Raw genomic sequence first — 18497 nt, 5'->3', positions numbered from 1 at the left:
CGATAATCGGGAAACCTCCGTTCGACGGGTTTATGATTCTCCAGTGCATCCAGTGGCCGGACCCACTGAAACACTCAACACAACGAAAGCTCCTATAAGCGGGGCACACGGAGGAACCATGCAGACCGATCGAATCATCGCTTTCGTCATGGCCGGTGGCCAAGGCTCGCGACTCCAGCCGCTCACGACGGCGCGCTCCAAACCTTCGGTGCCCTTCGGCGCCCGCTACCGCATTGTCGATTTCGTGCTCAGCAACCTGGTCAATTCCCAGATCCAGACCATCTACTTGCTGGTGCAGTACAAGTCGCAATCTCTCATCGAGCACGTACGCAAGGCTTGGACCATCTCGCCCTTGCTACAGAGTCAGTTCGTGACTGTTGTCCCACCTCAAATGATGTCCGGAACACATTGGTTCCAGGGCACAGCCGACGCGGTTAATCAAAACATCGCCCTCATCGAGGAGCATCGGCCTGATCTGGTCGCCGTCTTCGGGGCCGACCACATCTACCGAATGGACATCCGCCAGATGGTCGATTTCCACAAGGCGCGCAACGCCGACGTGACGATCGCCGCCCTGCCGGTCCCGCTTGCCGAGGCGTCGAGCTTCGGCGTGATCGCCGCGGACGAAGAGGGACGGATCAACGCCTTCGAGGAAAAGCCGGCGAATCCCTCCCCGCTGCCCGGCGATCCGACCATGGCCTTCGCCTCCATGGGCAACTACATCTTCGACGCCAAAGTCCTGATGCAGGCACTCAAGGAGTGCGAGGCGGCGGGGGAGTCGGATTTCGGACAACATGTCCTGCCGCGGCTGCTCAACACCCACCGACTCTTTGCCTACGACTTCGCGACGAATGTCATACCGGGCGTGCACCCCTACGAGACACCGGTCTACTGGCGCGACGTCGGCAGCATCGATGCGTACTTCGACGCCCACAAGGACGTGCTGGGGGCCGAACCGGCCTTCGATATGTTCAACCCCGAGTGGCCTGTCTTCTCCAGCGGCTATCAGGGCCCGGTGGCGCGTGTGCTGGGCGGCGAGCTGCGCAACACGCTCCTGGGTGCCGCGACCATGATCCACGACGGTGCACGCCTGACCAACTCCATCATCCGTCGCGAGGCCGTGATCGAGGAGGACGTCGTCCTCGAGGACTGCATCATCATGGACTATGTCCGCATCTGTCGCGGCGCCCATCTGCGCAATGTCATTGTCGATCGGCACAACGTCATCGAGGCCGGAGATCGAATCGGTTTTGATCCGGTCAAGGATCGGCAACGCTTCCATGTCAGTTCAGGTGGCGTCACCGTCGTTCCGATGGGGCGCGTCGGCTATTTCGCTCGCGACACCCGAGGCACCGGACGCGGCGGCTATTCCGAATAACGACCATCGACCAAGGGCCACGTATGACCGACGCGAATCGTAGGGCTGTTCTCGTCACGGGTGCAAACTCAGGTCTGGGAAAGGCGCTCGCCCGCGCCTTCGCCCGTGACGGGACGCGCGTCGGGATGCTGGTCCGCAACGAAGAACGCGGTCGGGCCGCCCGAGACGAGATCCTCGCCGCGACCGGCAACCGAGAGATCCAACTCTTCGTCGCGGACCTCGGCAATCAGCGGGAGGTTCGTCGCGCGGCTGGACAGATCCTAGACCGCTTCGAGCGCATCGACGCCCTGATCAACAATGCCGGGACCGCTTATGCGAGTCGCTGCATGAGCCCCGAGGGCATCGAGCGCTCGTTCGCGGTCAATCATCTGGGTCCTTTCCTGCTCACAAGCCTATTGCTCGAGCGGATCAAATCCAGCGCACCCGCCCGTATCGTGAATGTCGGCACCAAGATGGAGACCGCAATCGACTTCGACGATCTCGACTGGACCCGGCGCCGCTATCGCATGATGCAAGCGTACGGCCAGTCCAAGCTCGGCAACCTGCATTTCACCTTCGAGCTAGCGCGGCGGCTTGCCGGCACCGGGGTGACCGTAAACTGCGTCTTCCCCGGGATCTTCCGATCCAATCTCGGTGGCAGCGACGGCGCGCAAGGCGTTTTCTGGAAGGCTGTCGATCTGCTGCTCGGCCGATTCATCCCCACCCCGACGCGAGCGGCGGAGCGGGTGCTTTATGCCACCCGATCGCCAGACCTCGACGGGGTCACGGGTCGGTATCTCGGTGACCGATGTTCGATCAAGGCACCTGCCCAAGCACTTGACCCGGAAGCCAACAGACGACTTTGGGCCATCAGCGGGAGACTTGTCGGTTTCTCGCAAGACCCGGCGGCGTCGAGCGCCTGAGCCTCGCGAGCGTCTCCCCGGCAGTCAACGAGGCACGCGGGAATCGGAGCGACATCTCAGGCGGGCAGCAGACCCCCGGGGGGTTCATGCGCGCGGTGTTGCCGGATGTAGTCCCAAACCTTCTCATGGAAGAAATAGACAACCGTGTTGATCGCGGGCTCGACCAGGGCGATCGCCCCGCCGACCAGGAGGCTGCCGCTCAACAGGTAGGCCACGCTGAAGGCGACCGTCATGTGCAGGATCGCAAACGTGATCGTTTTGGCCATGTGAGTGCTCCTCTTCAAGTATTGGATAGGAGCATAGCGGCGACCCATCAATCTTCCTAATCGATTGTTATTAAACTATCGATCGTTATAAACAATCATAGAAGACTCAAGCGCGAGAGCCACCAACTCACCCGGCGGCCACGGCCGGCCAAGACCTCGACCCTCCCGACCCTCGGATGACTGCCTCGCTGACCCGACGACGCGGAGTGCCTCGTTCGTCAATTCGGCCCTCGTGGCACGTGGCGCGGAGCACCACGGGGCATGCGTGATACCGCGGAGCGGATGTCACGAGTCCCCCGATGAAGGTGTGGTCGCTCTAATGAGCGAGAGCACGCGAGCATCATCAGAGTCTTGCGAGAAGGCTCAGGCGAGCCTGGAGCGGGTCGATCACAGGTGTCAGCTTCCGGCGCATGAGGCTGCCGAGTACGCTGGGGTCGAGCGCGACGGCGCGGATGAGTCCATAGCCGACACCCGACAGGACGCGCATGGCGGCGACCTCCGGGGCCATCTCGGGATACTCGCGCAGCAGCCGTGCCGTGTCCGGATCCACGCTCGTCGGTGTTGCGAAGCACGCGGCCTCCGCGATCAGATCCGAAAGCGGCAGGTCGGGGTCTCCCTCCGGACGCAGAGAACCGAAATAGTCTCTGAGCACGCCGAAGGTCGCCGTCACGACGTCCTGGCTGGGCGGTTTGGACAACACGGTTGCGACTGTCGCGAGGAAGGTCTGGCCGGGCGACGAAAAGACCCGACCGAGCAGCCGAGCGCAGGGGTTGCCCGCCTCGGCGAGCGCGACAATCGGCTCGGGAAGCGCGCGCGCCGCGGACCCTCCCGCTCCCGGCAGATCGTCCGGAACGGCCTGCAGGAAACCCACGAGATAGACCTGCTTGCGCGCGGCCTTCTTCCAGAGGTCCTCGCGCCGATCGGCGTCGAGTAGACCGGTCCGCAGGATCAGACGGATCGACTCGGCGATCTTGTCGCTCTCGGTTTCGAACGGGAGATAGTCGATCAGATAGTCCACCAGGACCGGGCCCATGGCGCCCGCGACGATCGCCGGATTGCCCAACATGCGCCGGGCATTCTCCGCGTCCTCCATGGCCCACCAGGCACGCCGAGCCAGCTCGTCGGTGAGTCCGGGCGAGCAGACGGCCGCCACGACCGCCTCCGGTTCGCCGAGCAGGAGCAATTGCTCCAGGCTCTCGTCGCGCATTTGGCCCATGCGAGTCCAGCGGCTCAAATAGATGGGATAACCGCCGGGCGAGCCCAGGACGTGACCCGAAATGAGTTCTTTGACGCCTCGAAGATATTGATCCGGACGTCTGTTGGGGTTGAGACGAACTGTCGCCTCGCCCTGCGGACCTAGACCGTAGACGATCAGCTTGGATTCGTCGATGCGGATGGCTTGCGGACGATTGGCAAGCAGCACGTTCAGCCGGAAGCTGTCTTCATTGCTGAGATCCATGCCGATGCGCTCCGCTCCGGATCAGACCTCGGTCGGCGGCTTGTAGTGCGGATCCTTCGGATTCATGAAGATAAAGCTGAACTGACCCGGCTCCATCTCCACATAGTCCATCGTGGTTTCATCGAGCAGCGGGACCTGCTCGGGGGTCATGACAATATCCACGCCCTCGCAGGTCATGCGGACATCGTCCTCGGTCGGCTCGTCGAATCCGATCCGATAGTCGATCGCACCGTCCGGCATCCGAAACGCGGCCAATCGAAGGGACATGCCCTCGGTGCCGCCTTGCTGCGCGGCCTTGAGCACCTGATCGGCCGCTGCTGTCGTAAGTTTGAACATCTGAGACCTATTATCCTATTGAGTAGTCGCTTGAGATGCGTCCGATCGGCGCCGCTCCAAACCCCGACTGGCGTGATCGGCACCGCTTCAACCTCTGGCTGGGCCGTTCGCGGGCTCGACGCCTCGGCAATCGGTGCGGGTTGGAAGCTCGACTCCTTCCGGCCGGCCTCCAGACCACCTCCGCCCCGCGGGCAGCGGGAACTCACGCGACCCTGGCCGAACGAAATCAGCCGCGTTCTAGGCCCCGAGACAGCGCCGGACATGGTCGAGGAACCGCCGCGTCCAGCCGACTCCGCCCACGTCCCTGAGGTGACTGTAACAGGCCAGCAGATGACCTTGAACGATTCCGTCATGGGCGCCGTCGATTCCGACGCCTCGCAGCACATCATATCCGTACCGCCAAGCCGGGTGGGGCGCGACCACCGCGGAATGGTGAAACTCATGCGCCGGGACCTCGCGTGCACCCCCGGCTGCCTGACCCGGCCACGGAAAGTCGGCGGTTTCGCGCAGACGCACATAGCCGCGCCCCTGGGGTCGAGCGTGTAACCGGACTTCGGCCTCGAGCGCACCCACCATCTCGCGCCGCTCGCCCTTCCAACCGATCGCCTTGCACAGATACATCAGGCCCCCGCATTCGGCATAGACAGGCCCGCCGCGGGCGATGAAGTCTGCAATCTCCTCGCGCATCCCGCGGTTCGCCTCGAGCTCGGCCATGCGGCACTCGGGGAACCCGCCGCCGATGTAGAGCGCATCCACGGACGGCAGCTCGCGATCGGTCAGCGGACTGAACTCGACCAGCTCGGCACCCGCTGCGGCGAGCGCTCGAAGATCATCCGGATAATAGAACCCGAAGGCGGCGTCGCGCGCGACACCGATGCGCACCACATCCCTTGCGGGTGCACCGATCAACAGAGACGACGCGGGCAACGGCGGACGCGGGGCATCCTCGGCGATCGCGAGCAGCCGACTCAGGTCGACCTGCTCGGCAACACGCCCGCGGATGCGGTCGATCCATGCCTCGGCGGCCTCCGCCTCGTTGCTCGGCATCAGCCCCAAGTGGCGCTCGGCGATCTCGATCTCGTCGTCCCGCTGCAGCACACCGAGCACCGGCAGATCCGTATAGTGCTCCAGCGCGGTAATCAGATTACGGGCATGGCGCGTCCCGCCGACCTTGTTGAGGATCACGCCGGCAAGGTTCAGCTCGGGGTCGAAGGCTTGGTAACCAAGCAACAGTGGCACGATGCCGCGCCCCATGCCGTGAGCGTTGATCACCAAGACGACCGGTGCCCCCAGGAGCTTGGCGAGCTCGGCGTTGCTGTTGGAGCCTGCCGGATCGATGCTGTCGAACAAGCCGACATTGCCCTCGATCAGCCCCAGATCCGCAGTGTCGAACTCGTGCGCGAAGGCGTCGAGGATCTCCGCGCGCCCCATGGTATGGAAATCGAGGTTGTAGCAGGGCCGCGAGCAGGCTTCCGTCAACCATAAGGGGTCGATGTAGTCGGGACCCTTCTTGAAGGGCTGAACGCGCACGCCCGCGTCGCGCCAAGCACGGCACAGACCAATGGAGAGAGTGGTTTTTCCCGACGACTTCTGAGCCGCCGAGATATAAAGATGCGACATCGACCCGTCACCTGACCTTCGACCGCTTAGGAATCTCGATGACCGTACGCATCCGAACGGAACTGCAGACCCGAGCGTTCCGGGTGGCGTGAAGCAATGCCGGCTCCGTCCTCGACGGACGGGCCGACCGATCCGCGATCAGGCCTTGGCGCTCGCCGGACCCTGCTCCACGATCTTCTCCTCGTCGACCGGCAGGACATCGTCCGCGAGCGACTCCGGAAGAAACTGCAGGACCCGCACGCCTACGGATGTCACCAAGAGGGCAATCGCCACCCCGCCGAGCCCGAGCAGAACCTCCGGGATTGTCGGTCGATAATGCGCCGCCTCGCCTTGCACGCCATCGAAGAAACCCGAGGCCAGAACCGTCTGCCCGGGGAACATCTGCATCGGATAAGCCTGGCTGCCGATAATAATCACGTACATGCTGGCCAATCCGCCGACGATGACCAAACCGCACGCCGCTGCAATCCAGTTTCTCTCTTTGCTCAATACCGGGTGGTAGATAATCCCGAGCGGCATGAGTCCGCCGACCAGGATCCAGCCGACCCAGAACATGAAGGTGTAGATACCGCCATCGAGCAAGAGCCACCCGACCAGATCGTGGTTTTTCGCGCCGTAAAGCTTGGTCAGGTGATAGACCAGCGTGAAGTAAAATACGCCCAGGATAAAGATACCGAGCAGGTTCTTGAGCCGACACAGGATACGTGCGCCGATGGGGCGACCTTCCTCTGCGAAGGTGAACATCATCACCAGCATGAAGATGGCGAGACCGTAGGCGAAAGACATCACGACGAACATCGGTGCAAGGATGGCCGCGTCGTAGGCCTGACGTGCGACGAGGAAGCCGAAGATGGCGCCGGTACCCGTCGTCAAGGCGAGCCGCCAGAAGGTTGCGAAGATCCCGATGGCGCGGTTATAGGGCTCGCCGTGGCGATCCGCCATGCTCCAGAGATAGGCGATGACAATCGCCATGAATCCCGAATAAAGAAAGATGTTCCACGCGAAGATCGACCGGAAGTTATAAGTGGTCATCGCCACGACCAAGCGCTCGGGGCGACCGAGATCGAGCACCAGCACCAACAGACCGCCCATCAGCAGCGCCGCGGAGAGGAGTCCGGAGAGACGTCCGAGCGGCTTGTAGAGCGGTTTGCGAAAGACGGTCCCGATGGAGGCGATATTCAGCGCGCCGGAGGCTGAAATGATCAGGAATACGGCGAACACGTGGGGCGTTCCCCAGACCACCGAGTTACTCATCCCGGTGACCCAATGACCTTCGTGCTCCATATAAGCGAAGGCGAGCGCGCCGATCCCGACCACCGCGGCGAGAATGCCGAGGAGGCTCCAGTACCGAGCGGGCGGAATGCGCCACTCGCGATAGATGATTCGCTTCATGTCCTGCTCACCTCGCCCAGGTCAGATTCCGGAATACCGAACGCCCGTATTCAAGCTCAGATCTTCTCGGATCTGTCGGCTCGCCATCTCGGCGAGATGCCTTCGGATGTTGCTTTCGGGATCTTTGAGGTCACCGAAGACGATCGCCTCGTGCCCGGCTTCGCGGCAGGCATCGACGCACGCGGTCGACTCCTCGCCGAAATCGCGCCGATGGACACAGAGGTTGCAACTCTCCACGCAGCCCTTGCCGCGGGGTACGCGGGTGAGCTGATCCTCCATCACTTCGTGGATGAAGCTGCGTGCCTTGTAAGGACAGGCCATCATGCAGTAGCGACAGCCGATACAGGTGTGACGGTCGACCATGACGATGCCGTCGGCCCGCTTGAACGAGGCGCCGGTCGGGCAGACGTCCACGCACGGCGGATGCTCGCAATGCTGGCACATCAGCGGGAGATTGGTCACACGCCCGGTCTGGTTGTCCTGGAGCTTGACCTTGCGGATCCAGACGGCCTTTTGATCGTCCCAGTGCTCCTGCGGTGCGCTCGCCGGCTTGCTCTGAAGATTCAGACCGTTCTCGCGGTCGCAGGCATCGACACACGCCGAGCAGCCGTCGACACATTTGGCCGTATCGATCAGCAGACCCCAGCGCACGTCGCTGGTCACCGCCTCCGAACGCGGGGCGGCCGTGACCGAGTGCAGGACAACCCCCGGCGCGACGACGGCCGCCGTGACGCCGGCGGCGACACCCATGAAGGCGCGCCGACCCGAATCGGACGGCGCCGAATCGGACGGACCCGGGTCGGCTGAACGGTCGGTTGGTTCGTGGTGATCTTTCATCTCAGTGGTCTTCCCCATCAGGTCGAGCCTGAACCGATCGATCCACGCCGACGGCTTGAAAGGCGGCGTGCGCCGCCCGCTCGGCGCCCGGCCCTCTGGGCACGGATGCGTGGCAGTCGAAGCAGTTCAGGTTGACGGCCGTGAAGGCATGACAGGCGCCGCAGAACTCTTCCTTGTGATGAATCGGTTGCGGCACATCCTCCGCGTCGGAGCGGATGTGACACTCCACACAACCGGCGAGACTGTGCTTGCTGGAACGGATCCCGCCGTGGACCGTCTCGTCGCGCTGGTGCTTGATGAGCTCCATGTGCTTGCGACGCATCACATCGGTCGGCTCGACACAGGATTCCAAGGCCGCTGCCTTGGACCCCTCGAGCACGTAAGTCTTCGCGTCGGCCGCCAGGACGACTTGGGCGATCAGCACCCAAGCCAATCCAACGGCGACGAGGCCAGCTCTCACTGCGGCTTTTGCCATCGACGCCTCCACCTGCTTACTCGCCGAGACCCATCTTGATGTAGCCGGTCGGGCAGACATCGGCACAGATATGACAGCCGATGCACTTGGCATAGTCGGTGTCCACGTAGCGCCCGGTGGTCCGGCTGTTCTTGTCGACCCGGAAGACGGCGTCTTGCGGGCAGAAGATCACGCAGTTGTCGCACTCGAAGCACATGCCGCAGCTCATGCAACGCTTGGCCTCGTCGATCGCCTCGGCCTCGGCGAGACCGATCACGCGCTCCTTGAAGTGACCGAGCACGTCCTCGGAACTCGGCACATCTTCCTTGCGCAGATTGCGGGGATGGAAGTTGAAGTGGCCGAGGAAGAGCTCCTCATGCGGAATGACCTCGGCACCCGAGCGATCCTCGTAGTTGTGGATCGCGTAGTTCGCACTCGAGGTTCCGCGCATATCGCCGCGCTCGTCGGGAACAAACGCCTCGGGCGCGAGATTCGCCTCGGCCATTTTTTCGAGCAGATTGAAGTGATGCACGTCGACCTTGGGGCGACGCTTGTGCTCGACATGACGGACATACTCGTCGATGGAGTCGACCGCGATGGACGCCTGGCCGATGGCCGTCGTCAGCAGATGCGGACGGATGATGTCGCCCGCGACGAAGTGACCGGGCTTGTTCGGCACCTGGTAGAACTTATCGGCGTTCATCAGACCGCGCCCGTTGTCGAGCTCCTCGAGGCCGGACAGATCGCCGCCCTGACCGATCGCGGCGACGATGAGATCGGCCGCGAGGATGCGCTCGGTGCCGTCGACCGGGGTCGGACGGCCGTCGACCATTTGGCAGTCGGCAACGCGCAGTCCGGTCGCACGCCCGTTCTCGCCGAGCATGACCTCCAGCGGCATGACGCCGTCGAGGATCGTGACGCCCTCCTGGGTCGCATCGTGAACCTCATGCTCGGAGGCCGTCATCTTGTCGCGCGTGAAGAGCGAGGTCAGCGTGACATCGGCGCCTTCGGCCGCAGCGGTCATGGCCGCATCATGCGCGACGTAACCGTCGTGGATGACGGTCTCGGGCAGATCCTTAGGGCCGGTCTTGGTGATGTGACCGAGCCGGCGCGCCACCGAGACGACGTCGATCGAGGTATCGCCGCCGCCGACGCACACGACCTTCTCGGCGGTGATCTTCATGCGACCTTCGTTGAAGGCCTTCAGGAAGGCGACACCGGAGACGCAGTTCGGCGTGCCCTGCCAGCCGGGGACGGGAAGACCGCGCCCGCTCTGGCAGCCGATCGCCCAGAGCACGGCATCGAAGTCCTTCTCGAGCTGCTCGATGGAAATATCGGTGCCGACCTTAGTCTTCAGACGGACCTCGATCTGGCCCATGTCGAGGATGCGCTGGATCTCGGCGTTGAGCTTGTCGCGCGGCACGCGGTAGCCGGGGATGCCGTAGAAAAACATCCCGCCGAGTCCGTCGTTGGCCTCGAAGATGGTCGCGGCGTGGCCTTTGCGGCGCAGCTGGTAGGCCGCTGCGAGACCGGCCGGACCACCGCCGATGATGGCGACGCGCTTGCCGGTGTCGGCCGGAGCGGCCTCGAATCGGTAGCCCTTCTCGATGGCGGTGTCGCCGATGAACTGCTCGACTGCGTTGATCCCGACGAAGTCTTCCAAGGCGTTGCGGTTACAGCCGTCTTGGCAGGGCGCCGGACAAACGCGTCCCATCATCGAGGGGAAGGGGTTGGCGTCGGTCGAACGGCGGAAGGCATACTCGTGATAGTCCATCCCGAGCGGCGGCTTCTCCATTCCGCGCACGATCTGCAGCCAGCCGCGAATATCTTCGCCCGACGGACAGCTGCCCTGACACGGCGGCGTTTTGTGCACATAGGTCGGGCATTTGTGCGATGTGTCCTGAACGAAGATCTTGTCAGTCCACTTGTCCCACTCGTGCTGACCGTCCTCGAAACGGCGCCAGGAAGGTTTGGTCTTCATTTCGTCGGTTGAAGTCGCCATGTCGATCACTCTCCGTACCGGTTGAACCCTGATACATCATCAGGGGGTTCGTATCAGCTCGCAGCTCGGGGCCTTCGGGGAGACCTGCGCCTTGCGGCGCAAGCCTGCCGGGGTCAGGCGGCCTCCTCTGCCTCTTCTTCGTCGTCCTCATCGTCCAGGACAGGAGTCAGCACGATGGCGTTGGACACCAATTGGTGCAGACTGACGATCTGATCCATCTCCATACCGTAATACGGCAGGACCTTCGTGAACTGGCTCTTGCAGATGGCGCAGATGGCGGCCATGTGCGTCACGCCCTTTTCGAGCATCACGTTGTTCAGGGCCTCCACGCGTGGTTTGGCGCCCTTGACACGCAACTCCATCAGGTCGTCCGTCAACAATCCGCCGCCGCCGCCGCAGCAGAAGGTCCGGTCGCGGATGGTGTCCTCGTCCATGTCGTAGAAGTGATTGCAGGTCGCCCGGATGATCGCGCGCGGGATCTCGAACTGCCCGCCGGGCGTATTGCCCATGCGCGAGGCACGGGCGACGTTGCAACTGTCGTGATAGGTTAAAACCTTGTCGTCGTTCTCGCCTTTGTCGAAGGTCAACTTACCTTCCTGGATCAGGTCATAGGTGAACTCGCAGATGTGCTGCGGCACCGGATAACGCGGATCGAGGAAATCCCAGGGCCCTGCCAAGGTGTTCAGAAAACTGTAGGCAACGCGCCAGGCGTGGCCGCATTCGCCGAAAACGATGCGCTTGACCTTGAGCTGGATAGCGGCCTCGCGGATCCGTTGGGCGACCCGACGCATGTTCTCGTAGGAGCCGATGAACATGCCGAAGTTCGCCGCCTCGGAGGCGTGCGAGCTGAGCGTCCAAGAGACTCCCGCCTCGTGAAACACCTTGCCGTAGCCGATCAATCCGTCGACATGGGGCTCCGCGAAAAAGTCCGCCGAGGGCGTGACCAGAAGGATCTCGGCGCCGACCTCATCGATCGGGTAGCGCACGGCAACACCCGTGTCGTCGAGGACGTCCTCTTCCAAGCCCTCGAGGGTGTCTCTCAATGCGGGTCCGGGCAGGCCCAGATTATTGCCGATGGTATAGACTTTGCTAATGATCTCGTTGCAGTACTTCTGCCCCACACCGATACTGTCCATGATCTCGCGTGCGGCCATGGAGATCTCGGCCGTGTCGATCCCGTAGGGACAGAAGACCGAGCAGCGTCGACACTGCGAGCACTGGTGATAGTAGCTGTACCAATCGTCGAGCACTTCTTTGGTGAAGTCCTCGGCCCCGACCAGCTTCGGAAACAGCTTGCCCGCCAGGGTAAAGTAACGCCGGTAGACCTTGCGCATCAGGTCCTGCCGACCGACCGGCATGTTCTTCGGATCCTTGGTGCCCAGATAGTAATGACACTTGTCGGTACAGGAACCGCATTTAACGCAGGAGTCCAGATAGACCCGCAACGAGCGATACTTTCCGAGAAGTTCACCCATCTTGTCGAGTGCCTTCTCCTGCCAGTCGTCCATGAGCTCGCCGGGAAAACCGAGGGGCGCCTGGAACTCGGGCTTGGCCACAAACGGCTTGCTGTGAGCCATGGTCTGCGGCGTCACGGGCGGGACGTCGAGGTACTGACTCAGCTCGGGAACTTCAAACGTTGCCTTAGCCATGGATCAACCTTTGCTGCGGACGGGATGGCGCGAAAAATCTATTCCTGCTCGAGGCGTTTCGCCCACGGCGCAATGTGTCTGCGCTCGCGCGGGTTGTCGACCTGATTGCGGCTGGGACTGAAGAAGAGACCCGGCGCATGAAGCAGCTTGCTGTAGGGGAAAATGATCATCAACGCGGCCACGAGAAAGAGGTGCAGCAGTAGCAGCGGATCGCCGGGCAGAGGCTGCGGGTCGAATCTGTAGAGCCCGATGAAGAATGACTTCACCGCGACCACGTCGGTGTGAAAGACAAACTTCATGAGCAAACCGGTGCTGCCGATCGCGATCAGCAGCGCCAGAATCAGATGATCCGAGGGCGAGGAGATGTAACGTACTCGGTCGACGAAGAAACGTCGCGCCCACAAGCCCGCAAGACCCACGACCATCGCCATGCCGCCATAGATTCCAAAGGGCTGGACCAGCTCGATCGGCAACCACACCGGCTCCATGAAATAGCGCAGATGACGCAACGTAACGAGAAAGAGTCCGAAGTGAAAGATCCAACCGAAGATCCAGGTCCACTTGTTGCCGCGAAACAGGCTCTCGAATAGAACAACCTCGCGGGTCATTCTGAACACGACCCCGCTGCGGGTGGTCGGTGCCGGTGTCGTGGGAATCTTCAGCGGTGCCGGGGTGCGCGCATACTGGGTGACCTTGAAGGTCAAGCCGGCCAACAGGACCAGAGCCGCGAAGTAGTACAGATAGGCGTAGACCATGGTCAGGAACGACATGTGCCTGGTACCTCAGTGGATCGGAGAGTCGCCGGGGGGCGAGCTCGCAAAGAGCCCGCCCCCGGTCACGGCTGACGGATCAGACGCAGCCGGTCGGCTTCGGGAGGCCGGCGAAACGGCATGCCTGCTTGGCCGGTCCATAGGGGAACAAGCTGTAGAGATACTTGCTGTTGCCCTTGTCCTTGCCGAGCTTCTTGCCGACCGCCTTGGTGAGCACGCGCACGGCGGGAGCGATCTGGTACTCCTCGTAATACTCGCGCAGGAAATTGATGATGTCCCAGTGCTCGTCGGTCAACTCGATGTTGTCCTGCGCCGCCATGACGGTGGCGATACCCGGCACCCAATCGTTCAGATTGGCCAGGTAACCTTCCTCGTCTACACCGTATTGCTTGCCGTCGACTTCGATCGTGTCTGACATCTCGATACTCCTATCGGTTTCTAAAAAACTACAACCAGGCCTGAACTTTCCCGTTTTCCGCGGCAAGATCCACGAATCCGGCATAGTCCACGACGCTGACACCCTCGATGATGCGCTCCGCGGAGAAGCCGCGCGCCTGCAGATCAGGGCCCAGAACATAGACCTTCAAGCGGGCGAGCGCATCGTTCACATGGGGTTCGACGGCGGTCCCTTTAAGGGCCGCGTAAACGCCGTCTTCAAACAGCAACAAGGCCGACCCGTCGGTGGCGAACTTCAGACAGGACTCAAGCGCGTTGCGCTCGAACGGGGACTTGTTGACGGTGTGCAGAATACTCATGACTTCCCCCTAGAAGCTGAAGATCGCATCGGATTCGTTCATCAACTCGCCCACGCGGGCCGAATCGATCACCTCGACGATGTTCTCGATCTCTTCTTCGGTCTCGAAGTCCTCCCAGGCGATCTCGACCAGATCGTCCTGAGACAAACCGCGGGCTTCCAGCGAGGCACGATCCACGAAGATCTTCTTCACCTCGTAGTCGCCCAGGGTCCGGAAGGTCGGCGAGAAGTTCTTCATGCCGATCGCCTTGGTATCTTGGCCCTTGGTGAGCTGATAGACCCCATCGTCGATGAACATGACGCTGACGTCCTGATCGAAGGCGGCCCCGATCAGCACCACCTCTAGTGCCTCCCAGGCGTAGATGGTCCCGTACGGCGCCTTGCGATTGAGGTACATGAATTTCTTCACGACTTCCGACATCTCAGCTCTCCTTTAGTCGCCGAAGACGACGAGACGGTCGGCTTGAATGGCCGCCTCGACCAGCTGCCCGAGTCCGGAGATGCGGAACTTGGGATGAATGTTGGTGGCGTCCTTGCCGTTGCGGCTCGCTTCGCCCTCGTCGACGATTCCGCGGCGCTGAGCCGCGGCCACGCAGACCACCAGATCGAGGTTGTACTGCTCGGCCAACTCCGCCCAACGATTGACGATATGACGATCGTCCTGCGGCGGTGTCGTCAGACGCGTCGAGTTATTGACCCCGTCGTGATAGAAGAAGACCCGAAAGATCTCGTGCCCCTTCTCCAGCGCCGCCTTGGCAAATTGATAGGCCGAGTCGGATGACTGGTGCTGATAGGGTCCCTCGTTGATCTGAAGTGCGAACTTCATGCCGACCTCTCGACTGATTGCGATAGCTCTTGAACCGATCCCTCTGCCCGCCTTCAGAAGCGGATGTACGAGGAGCTGTTGAAGCTGGCCCGTGCGCCGCGCCAGGTATCGATGTGATACTTGGTGAAGGGCAGCTCGACCTCTTCGAAGAAACGCGGCCAGCCGATGCGCTCGATCCACTCGTTGACCCGCTCCCAATCCCGCGCGCCCTCTTTATACGCCTTGAGGATACGCTTGACGATGGCGGTTGCCTCGGGCCAGCGCGGCGGATTGTTCGGGATACCGGCAGCGACCAGCTTCTGGAAGGTCGGCTTGCCGCGGGCGTTGGAGTGGTTCCCGCCGACCCAGATCGCCAGCTTGGAATGCTCCGCATCATTGATCTGCATGGGCGGACAGGGCGGATAGCAGGCGCCGCAGCAGATGCATTTGCGCTCGTCGACTTCCAGCGAGGGCTTGCCGTTGACCATGGCCGGACGAATCGCCGCAACCGGGCAGCGCGCAACCACCGAGGGACGCTCGCAGACATTCGCGACCAGATCGTGGTTGATCTTCGGCGGCTTGGTGTGCTGGATGTTGATCGCGATGTCGCCCTGACCGCCGCAGTTGATCTGGCAGCAGGAGGTCGTGATGTGCACGCGATTGGGCATGTTGGCGTTGCGGAACTCGTCAATGAGCTCGTCCATCATGGACTTCACCACGCCCGAGGCGTCGGTGCCGGGGATGTCGCAGTGCAACCAGCCCTGGGTGTGCGAGATCATTGCGACCGAGTTTTGAGTCCCGCCGACCACGAATCCGGCGCCTTCCAAAGCGTCGATCAGTGGCTGGACCTTCGCCTCGTCCGTGACCATGTACTCGATGTTGGAGCGCAACGTGAAGTGCACGTAGCCTTCGGCGAATTCGTCGCCGATGTCGCACAGCTTGCGCAGTGTGAACACATCGAGGATGCGCTGAGTTCCCGCCTTGACTGTCCAGATCTTGTCGCCGCTATAGGCGACATGGAGCAGTACTCCAGGCCGAGGATGGTCGTGATATTTCCACTGGCCGAAATTCTTACGCATCATCGGATGCATGTATTGCCAGGGATCGGGGCATCCGGATTCGATCGGCTCACGCATGTCTGCCATCGCCTTTACTCCAATAGTTCAGTCTGATGGTAAGTCAGTCGGCGGCACCCGCCAGTGCCCGCGTATCGGGATCGCGATGAACCCGAGCACGGCACTGGGGGTGTCGCTGCGGATTTACTTGCCGGCTTCGGCTTGACGCTCGAACCAAGCCTCCGCCGCCTCGTCCCATCCGTCCAGTCGGACATAGGAGCTTTGGCGCGGGTGGCTCAGCATGTTCGGATCCGGCTCGATGCCGATGCCGTCGAGGAAGTTGGCCAAGCCGATACGCTCGATCATCTCGCCGCAACGCTCATGCTCGAGGCCGTTCTCCGCCCAGAAGTCGATGATGGTTTCGGCGAGCTCGACCATGGACTCGTAGTCCTCTTCGGTCTCGAGCTTCTTGAAGGGAACGACGACAGTCCCCATCAGGTCGCCGATCTTCAGAGTACGCTTGCCGCCGATCAGGATGGTCACGCCCTTGTCGTCTCCCGGATGCAATGCCTTCGGCATGACGTTCAGACAGTGCATGCAGCGCACGCAATCGCGGTTGTTGACCACTAGGGTGTTGTCGTCGGTCAAGCTCAGCGCCTGGGTCGGGCAGCGCGTGATGACGTTGTCGATGTAGTACTGGCGACCTTTGTCGGCGATGTAGTTCTTGACCTCGGCCTGGTCGACCTTCATGTCGTCGCGCCAAGTGCCGAGCACGGCGAAGTCGGAGCGCTCGATGGCGTTTTGGCAGTCGTTCGCGCAGCCCGAGACTTTGAACTTGAATTTGTAGGGGAGCGCCGGGCGATGGACGTCATCGACGAAATTGTTGACCAGCGCACGGTGCGCCTTCAGCTCGTTCGTGCAGGACATCTCGCAGCGTGCCGCACCGACGCAAGACATCGCGGTGCGTACGCACGGACCCGCGCCCCCGAGATCCCAGCCGTATTCATTAATTTCGTCGAAGAAGTGCTGGGTGTTCTTGGTATCCGTACCGATGAACATGATATTCCCGGTTTGACCGTGGAAGGTCACCAGGCCCGAGCCCCACTTCTCCCAGCTGTCGGCCAATTGGCGTAGCATCCCGGTAGAGTAGTGGTTGCCTGCCGGCGGCTGGACGCGTAGCGTGTGGAATTCCTTGGATTTCGGGAATGCCTTGCCGACCTCGGAGAAGCGCGGAATGATACCTCCGCCGTAACCGAAGACCGAAACGGTACCGCCCTTCCAATAGCCTTTGCGGGTCTCGTATGAATGCTCTAGCTGACCCAACAGATCATTGGTCATTTCATTGATGCGCGGCTCCGGATGCTCGTCGCGGAGACGCTTGATGCCCGAGATGAAGCTCGGCCAGGGGCCGGTTTCGAGCTGATCAAGCATCGGTGTACTGTGCTTCTCGATAGCCATGGCGCTGTCTCTCCGAATCAGAATGAAGCAGGAAGGGATCGGGATTTCGATAAAACCAATCGGGCATGCGTCGAGTAAAAACCGCTTGACCGAGCGTCTCGCCGTCGCGCGGACTTGTCGGCCTGCCTGGACCGCCGGCGCACAGCGGACATCGTCTTATCGAGACCCCATCGGCATTCGCTAAATTACCGGCTCCCCGGGCTGGCGCCCATTCCACGATTGGGAGGGCTCTTTCCCGACGGACTATCCCATTCGGGATAGAAATTAAGTTCATGACGAGCGCCGCAGCGGGTGTCCTCCCGATTGTTTTTTGGCGGCGATCATGCTTGAGCAAATTGACAGGAGATGCTACCTCCCGATGACTCCTAAGTCAACATTCACTAATATTCAGGTTTGCTCATTCAGGGGAGTATGAGGCTGTGGACGACCCTTTCGATCTCTCGGAAGAACGGACCTACACGCGCTGGAGGGCCCGCAAGCTCAGAGCTTATCCCTCCGAAATCAAGGATCTGCGTGTTCCGCTCCGGCGACTCGACCGACCCTCGCCGGCGGAGCGCGCAGCCCTGAAGACGCGGATCGACACCTTCAACATGGCCCTGGTCGAGGTCGATCCCGACGGGATCGAGACCGAGGCCCTGCTCTCGTTCACACGGGCGTTGGGCCTGCGCAGGACGGATGCCAACCTTTTTGCCGACGCATCGGCCGTCAGCCGAATCGCCGCAGCCCGACCCAACCCCGACGAGCAGGACCGCGCGGGCGCAGGGCACTGCTTGCACGGCCGGGCAACACTCGGCGATTTCATCCCTTACACGGACAAACCGCTGAGCTGGCATACCGACGGGTACTACAACGCTCCGGACCAGCAGGTCGGGGCCTGGTGCCTCTTCTGCGTTCGCGACGCGCGTGAGGGCGGGGAGAACGGTCTGATCGATCACGAGATGGCCTATCTGCGACTTCGCGATGAATCACCGCAGCACATCGCGGCGCTCTCTCACCCGCGAGCGCTGAGCATTCCGGCCCATGTTCAAGACGGTCGCACACTCCGGGCGGCGAGTGCCGGACCGGTATTCTCGGTGCGCAACGGACAGCTGCACATGCGTTACTCGGCGCGTGCACGCCACGTCTCATGGCGCGACACGCCCGATACATACGCGGCGCGAGCCGCACTGGATCGGTTGTTTTCCCGCCCGGATGTCTTCACGTTCAGGTACAGGTTAAGACCGGGCGAAGGGCTCGTATCCAACAACGTCCTTCACTGCCGTGCCGGATTCAGCGACGACGAGGACCCGGCGAAGGCGCGGTTGCTCTACCGCATCCGCTTCCTGGACCGCGTCGCCCTCGACTGAAGATTCACCATAAC

19 protein-coding genes are annotated in these 18497 nt (G+C 62.0%); 3 read left to right on the top strand and 16 right to left on the bottom strand.

What is annotated here, in order from left to right; genetic code table 11:
* Positions 1-118 precede the first annotated feature (118 nt).
* Positions 119-1378 carry a glucose-1-phosphate adenylyltransferase gene (locus B4N44_RS10795; protein ID WP_296700578.1) on the top strand — a complete coding sequence of 420 codons (1260 nt, stop codon included), beginning with the start codon at positions 119-121 and terminating at the stop codon, positions 1376-1378.
* A gap of 23 nt (positions 1379-1401) precedes the next feature.
* On the top strand, positions 1402-2280 hold the full coding sequence (locus B4N44_RS10790; RefSeq protein WP_296700575.1) for an SDR family oxidoreductase: 879 nt from the start codon (positions 1402-1404) through the stop codon (positions 2278-2280).
* A gap of 56 nt (positions 2281-2336) precedes the next feature.
* On the opposite strand, the gene B4N44_RS10785 is transcribed toward B4N44_RS10790, so the two are convergent.
* The 16 genes from B4N44_RS10785 to dsrA form a co-directional block, all read right to left on the bottom strand.
* The gene (locus B4N44_RS10785; protein WP_296700572.1) at positions 2337-2546 is read right to left on the bottom strand and encodes a DUF2061 domain-containing protein; all 210 of its coding nucleotides are present in this window, start codon (positions 2544-2546) and stop codon (positions 2337-2339) included.
* 343 nt (positions 2547-2889) lie between these two features.
* A complete protein-coding gene (locus B4N44_RS10780; protein ID WP_296700569.1) occupies positions 2890-4005 on the bottom strand; it encodes a sulfur reduction protein DsrS in 1116 nt (371 codons plus the stop codon).
* 21 nt (positions 4006-4026) lie between these two features.
* Positions 4027-4341, bottom strand: a complete 315-nt coding sequence (locus B4N44_RS10775; RefSeq protein ID WP_296700566.1) for a HesB/IscA family protein — start codon at positions 4339-4341, stop codon at positions 4027-4029.
* 237 nt (positions 4342-4578) lie between these two features.
* On the bottom strand, positions 4579-5961 hold the full coding sequence (locus B4N44_RS10770; RefSeq protein ID WP_296700563.1) for a cobyrinate a,c-diamide synthase: 1383 nt from the start codon (positions 5959-5961) through the stop codon (positions 4579-4581).
* A gap of 138 nt (positions 5962-6099) precedes the next feature.
* Entirely contained in the window at positions 6100-7353 is a 1254-nt protein-coding gene (gene nrfD / locus B4N44_RS10765) for an NrfD/PsrC family molybdoenzyme membrane anchor subunit (protein WP_296700561.1), read from the bottom strand.
* Between the two features lie 21 nt (positions 7354-7374).
* Positions 7375-8190: a sulfate reduction electron transfer complex DsrMKJOP subunit DsrO gene (gene dsrO / locus B4N44_RS10760; protein ID WP_296700557.1), complete on the bottom strand. Its 816-nt coding sequence runs from the start codon at positions 8188-8190 to the stop codon at positions 7375-7377.
* 1 nt (position 8191) lies between these two features.
* The gene (locus tag B4N44_RS10755) at positions 8192-8665 is read right to left on the bottom strand and encodes a sulfur reduction protein DsrJ (protein WP_296700554.1); all 474 of its coding nucleotides are present in this window, start codon (positions 8663-8665) and stop codon (positions 8192-8194) included.
* A 16-nt stretch (positions 8666-8681) separates the two neighbouring features.
* Positions 8682-10646 (bottom strand): NAD(P)-binding protein, encoded by a 1965-nt coding sequence (locus tag B4N44_RS10750; protein WP_296700551.1) that lies wholly within the window; start codon positions 10644-10646, stop codon positions 8682-8684.
* 113 nt (positions 10647-10759) lie between these two features.
* Complete coding sequence (dsrK, locus tag B4N44_RS10745; protein ID WP_296700548.1) at positions 10760-12295, bottom strand: sulfate reduction electron transfer complex DsrMKJOP subunit DsrK; 1536 nt, start codon at positions 12293-12295, stop codon at positions 10760-10762.
* 38 nt (positions 12296-12333) lie between these two features.
* Entirely contained in the window at positions 12334-13065 is a 732-nt protein-coding gene (locus tag B4N44_RS10740) for a respiratory nitrate reductase subunit gamma (RefSeq protein ID WP_296700545.1), read from the bottom strand.
* Positions 13066-13144: 79 nt separating this feature from the next.
* On the bottom strand, positions 13145-13483 hold the full coding sequence (locus B4N44_RS10735; RefSeq protein WP_093027992.1) for a TusE/DsrC/DsvC family sulfur relay protein: 339 nt from the start codon (positions 13481-13483) through the stop codon (positions 13145-13147).
* 28 nt (positions 13484-13511) lie between these two features.
* Positions 13512-13820 carry a sulfurtransferase complex subunit TusB gene (tusB, locus tag B4N44_RS10730; protein WP_296700541.1) on the bottom strand — a complete coding sequence of 103 codons (309 nt, stop codon included), beginning with the start codon at positions 13818-13820 and terminating at the stop codon, positions 13512-13514.
* 9 nt (positions 13821-13829) lie between these two features.
* The gene (tusC, locus tag B4N44_RS10725; protein WP_296700538.1) at positions 13830-14240 is read right to left on the bottom strand and encodes a sulfurtransferase complex subunit TusC; all 411 of its coding nucleotides are present in this window, start codon (positions 14238-14240) and stop codon (positions 13830-13832) included.
* 12 nt (positions 14241-14252) lie between these two features.
* A complete protein-coding gene (tusD, locus tag B4N44_RS10720; protein WP_296700535.1) occupies positions 14253-14645 on the bottom strand; it encodes a sulfurtransferase complex subunit TusD in 393 nt (130 codons plus the stop codon).
* Between the two features lie 53 nt (positions 14646-14698).
* Positions 14699-15769 (bottom strand): dissimilatory-type sulfite reductase subunit beta, encoded by a 1071-nt coding sequence (gene dsrB, locus B4N44_RS10715; RefSeq protein WP_093027998.1) that lies wholly within the window; start codon positions 15767-15769, stop codon positions 14699-14701.
* A gap of 114 nt (positions 15770-15883) precedes the next feature.
* A complete protein-coding gene (dsrA, locus tag B4N44_RS10710; RefSeq protein WP_296700532.1) occupies positions 15884-17137 on the bottom strand; it encodes a dissimilatory-type sulfite reductase subunit alpha in 1254 nt (417 codons plus the stop codon).
* Positions 17138-17556: 419 nt separating this feature from the next.
* On the opposite strand from dsrA, the gene B4N44_RS10705 reads away from it, so the two are divergent.
* Positions 17557-18483, top strand: a complete 927-nt coding sequence (locus B4N44_RS10705; RefSeq protein WP_296700530.1) for a TauD/TfdA dioxygenase family protein — start codon at positions 17557-17559, stop codon at positions 18481-18483.
* The last annotated feature ends 14 nt before the right edge of the window (positions 18484-18497 follow it).

The organism is Thiocapsa sp. UBA6158 (genome assembly GCF_002423035.1).
Taxonomy (GTDB): domain Bacteria; phylum Pseudomonadota; class Gammaproteobacteria; order Chromatiales; family Chromatiaceae; genus Thiocapsa.
This window is presented reverse-complemented; position numbering and strand designations above follow the sequence as displayed.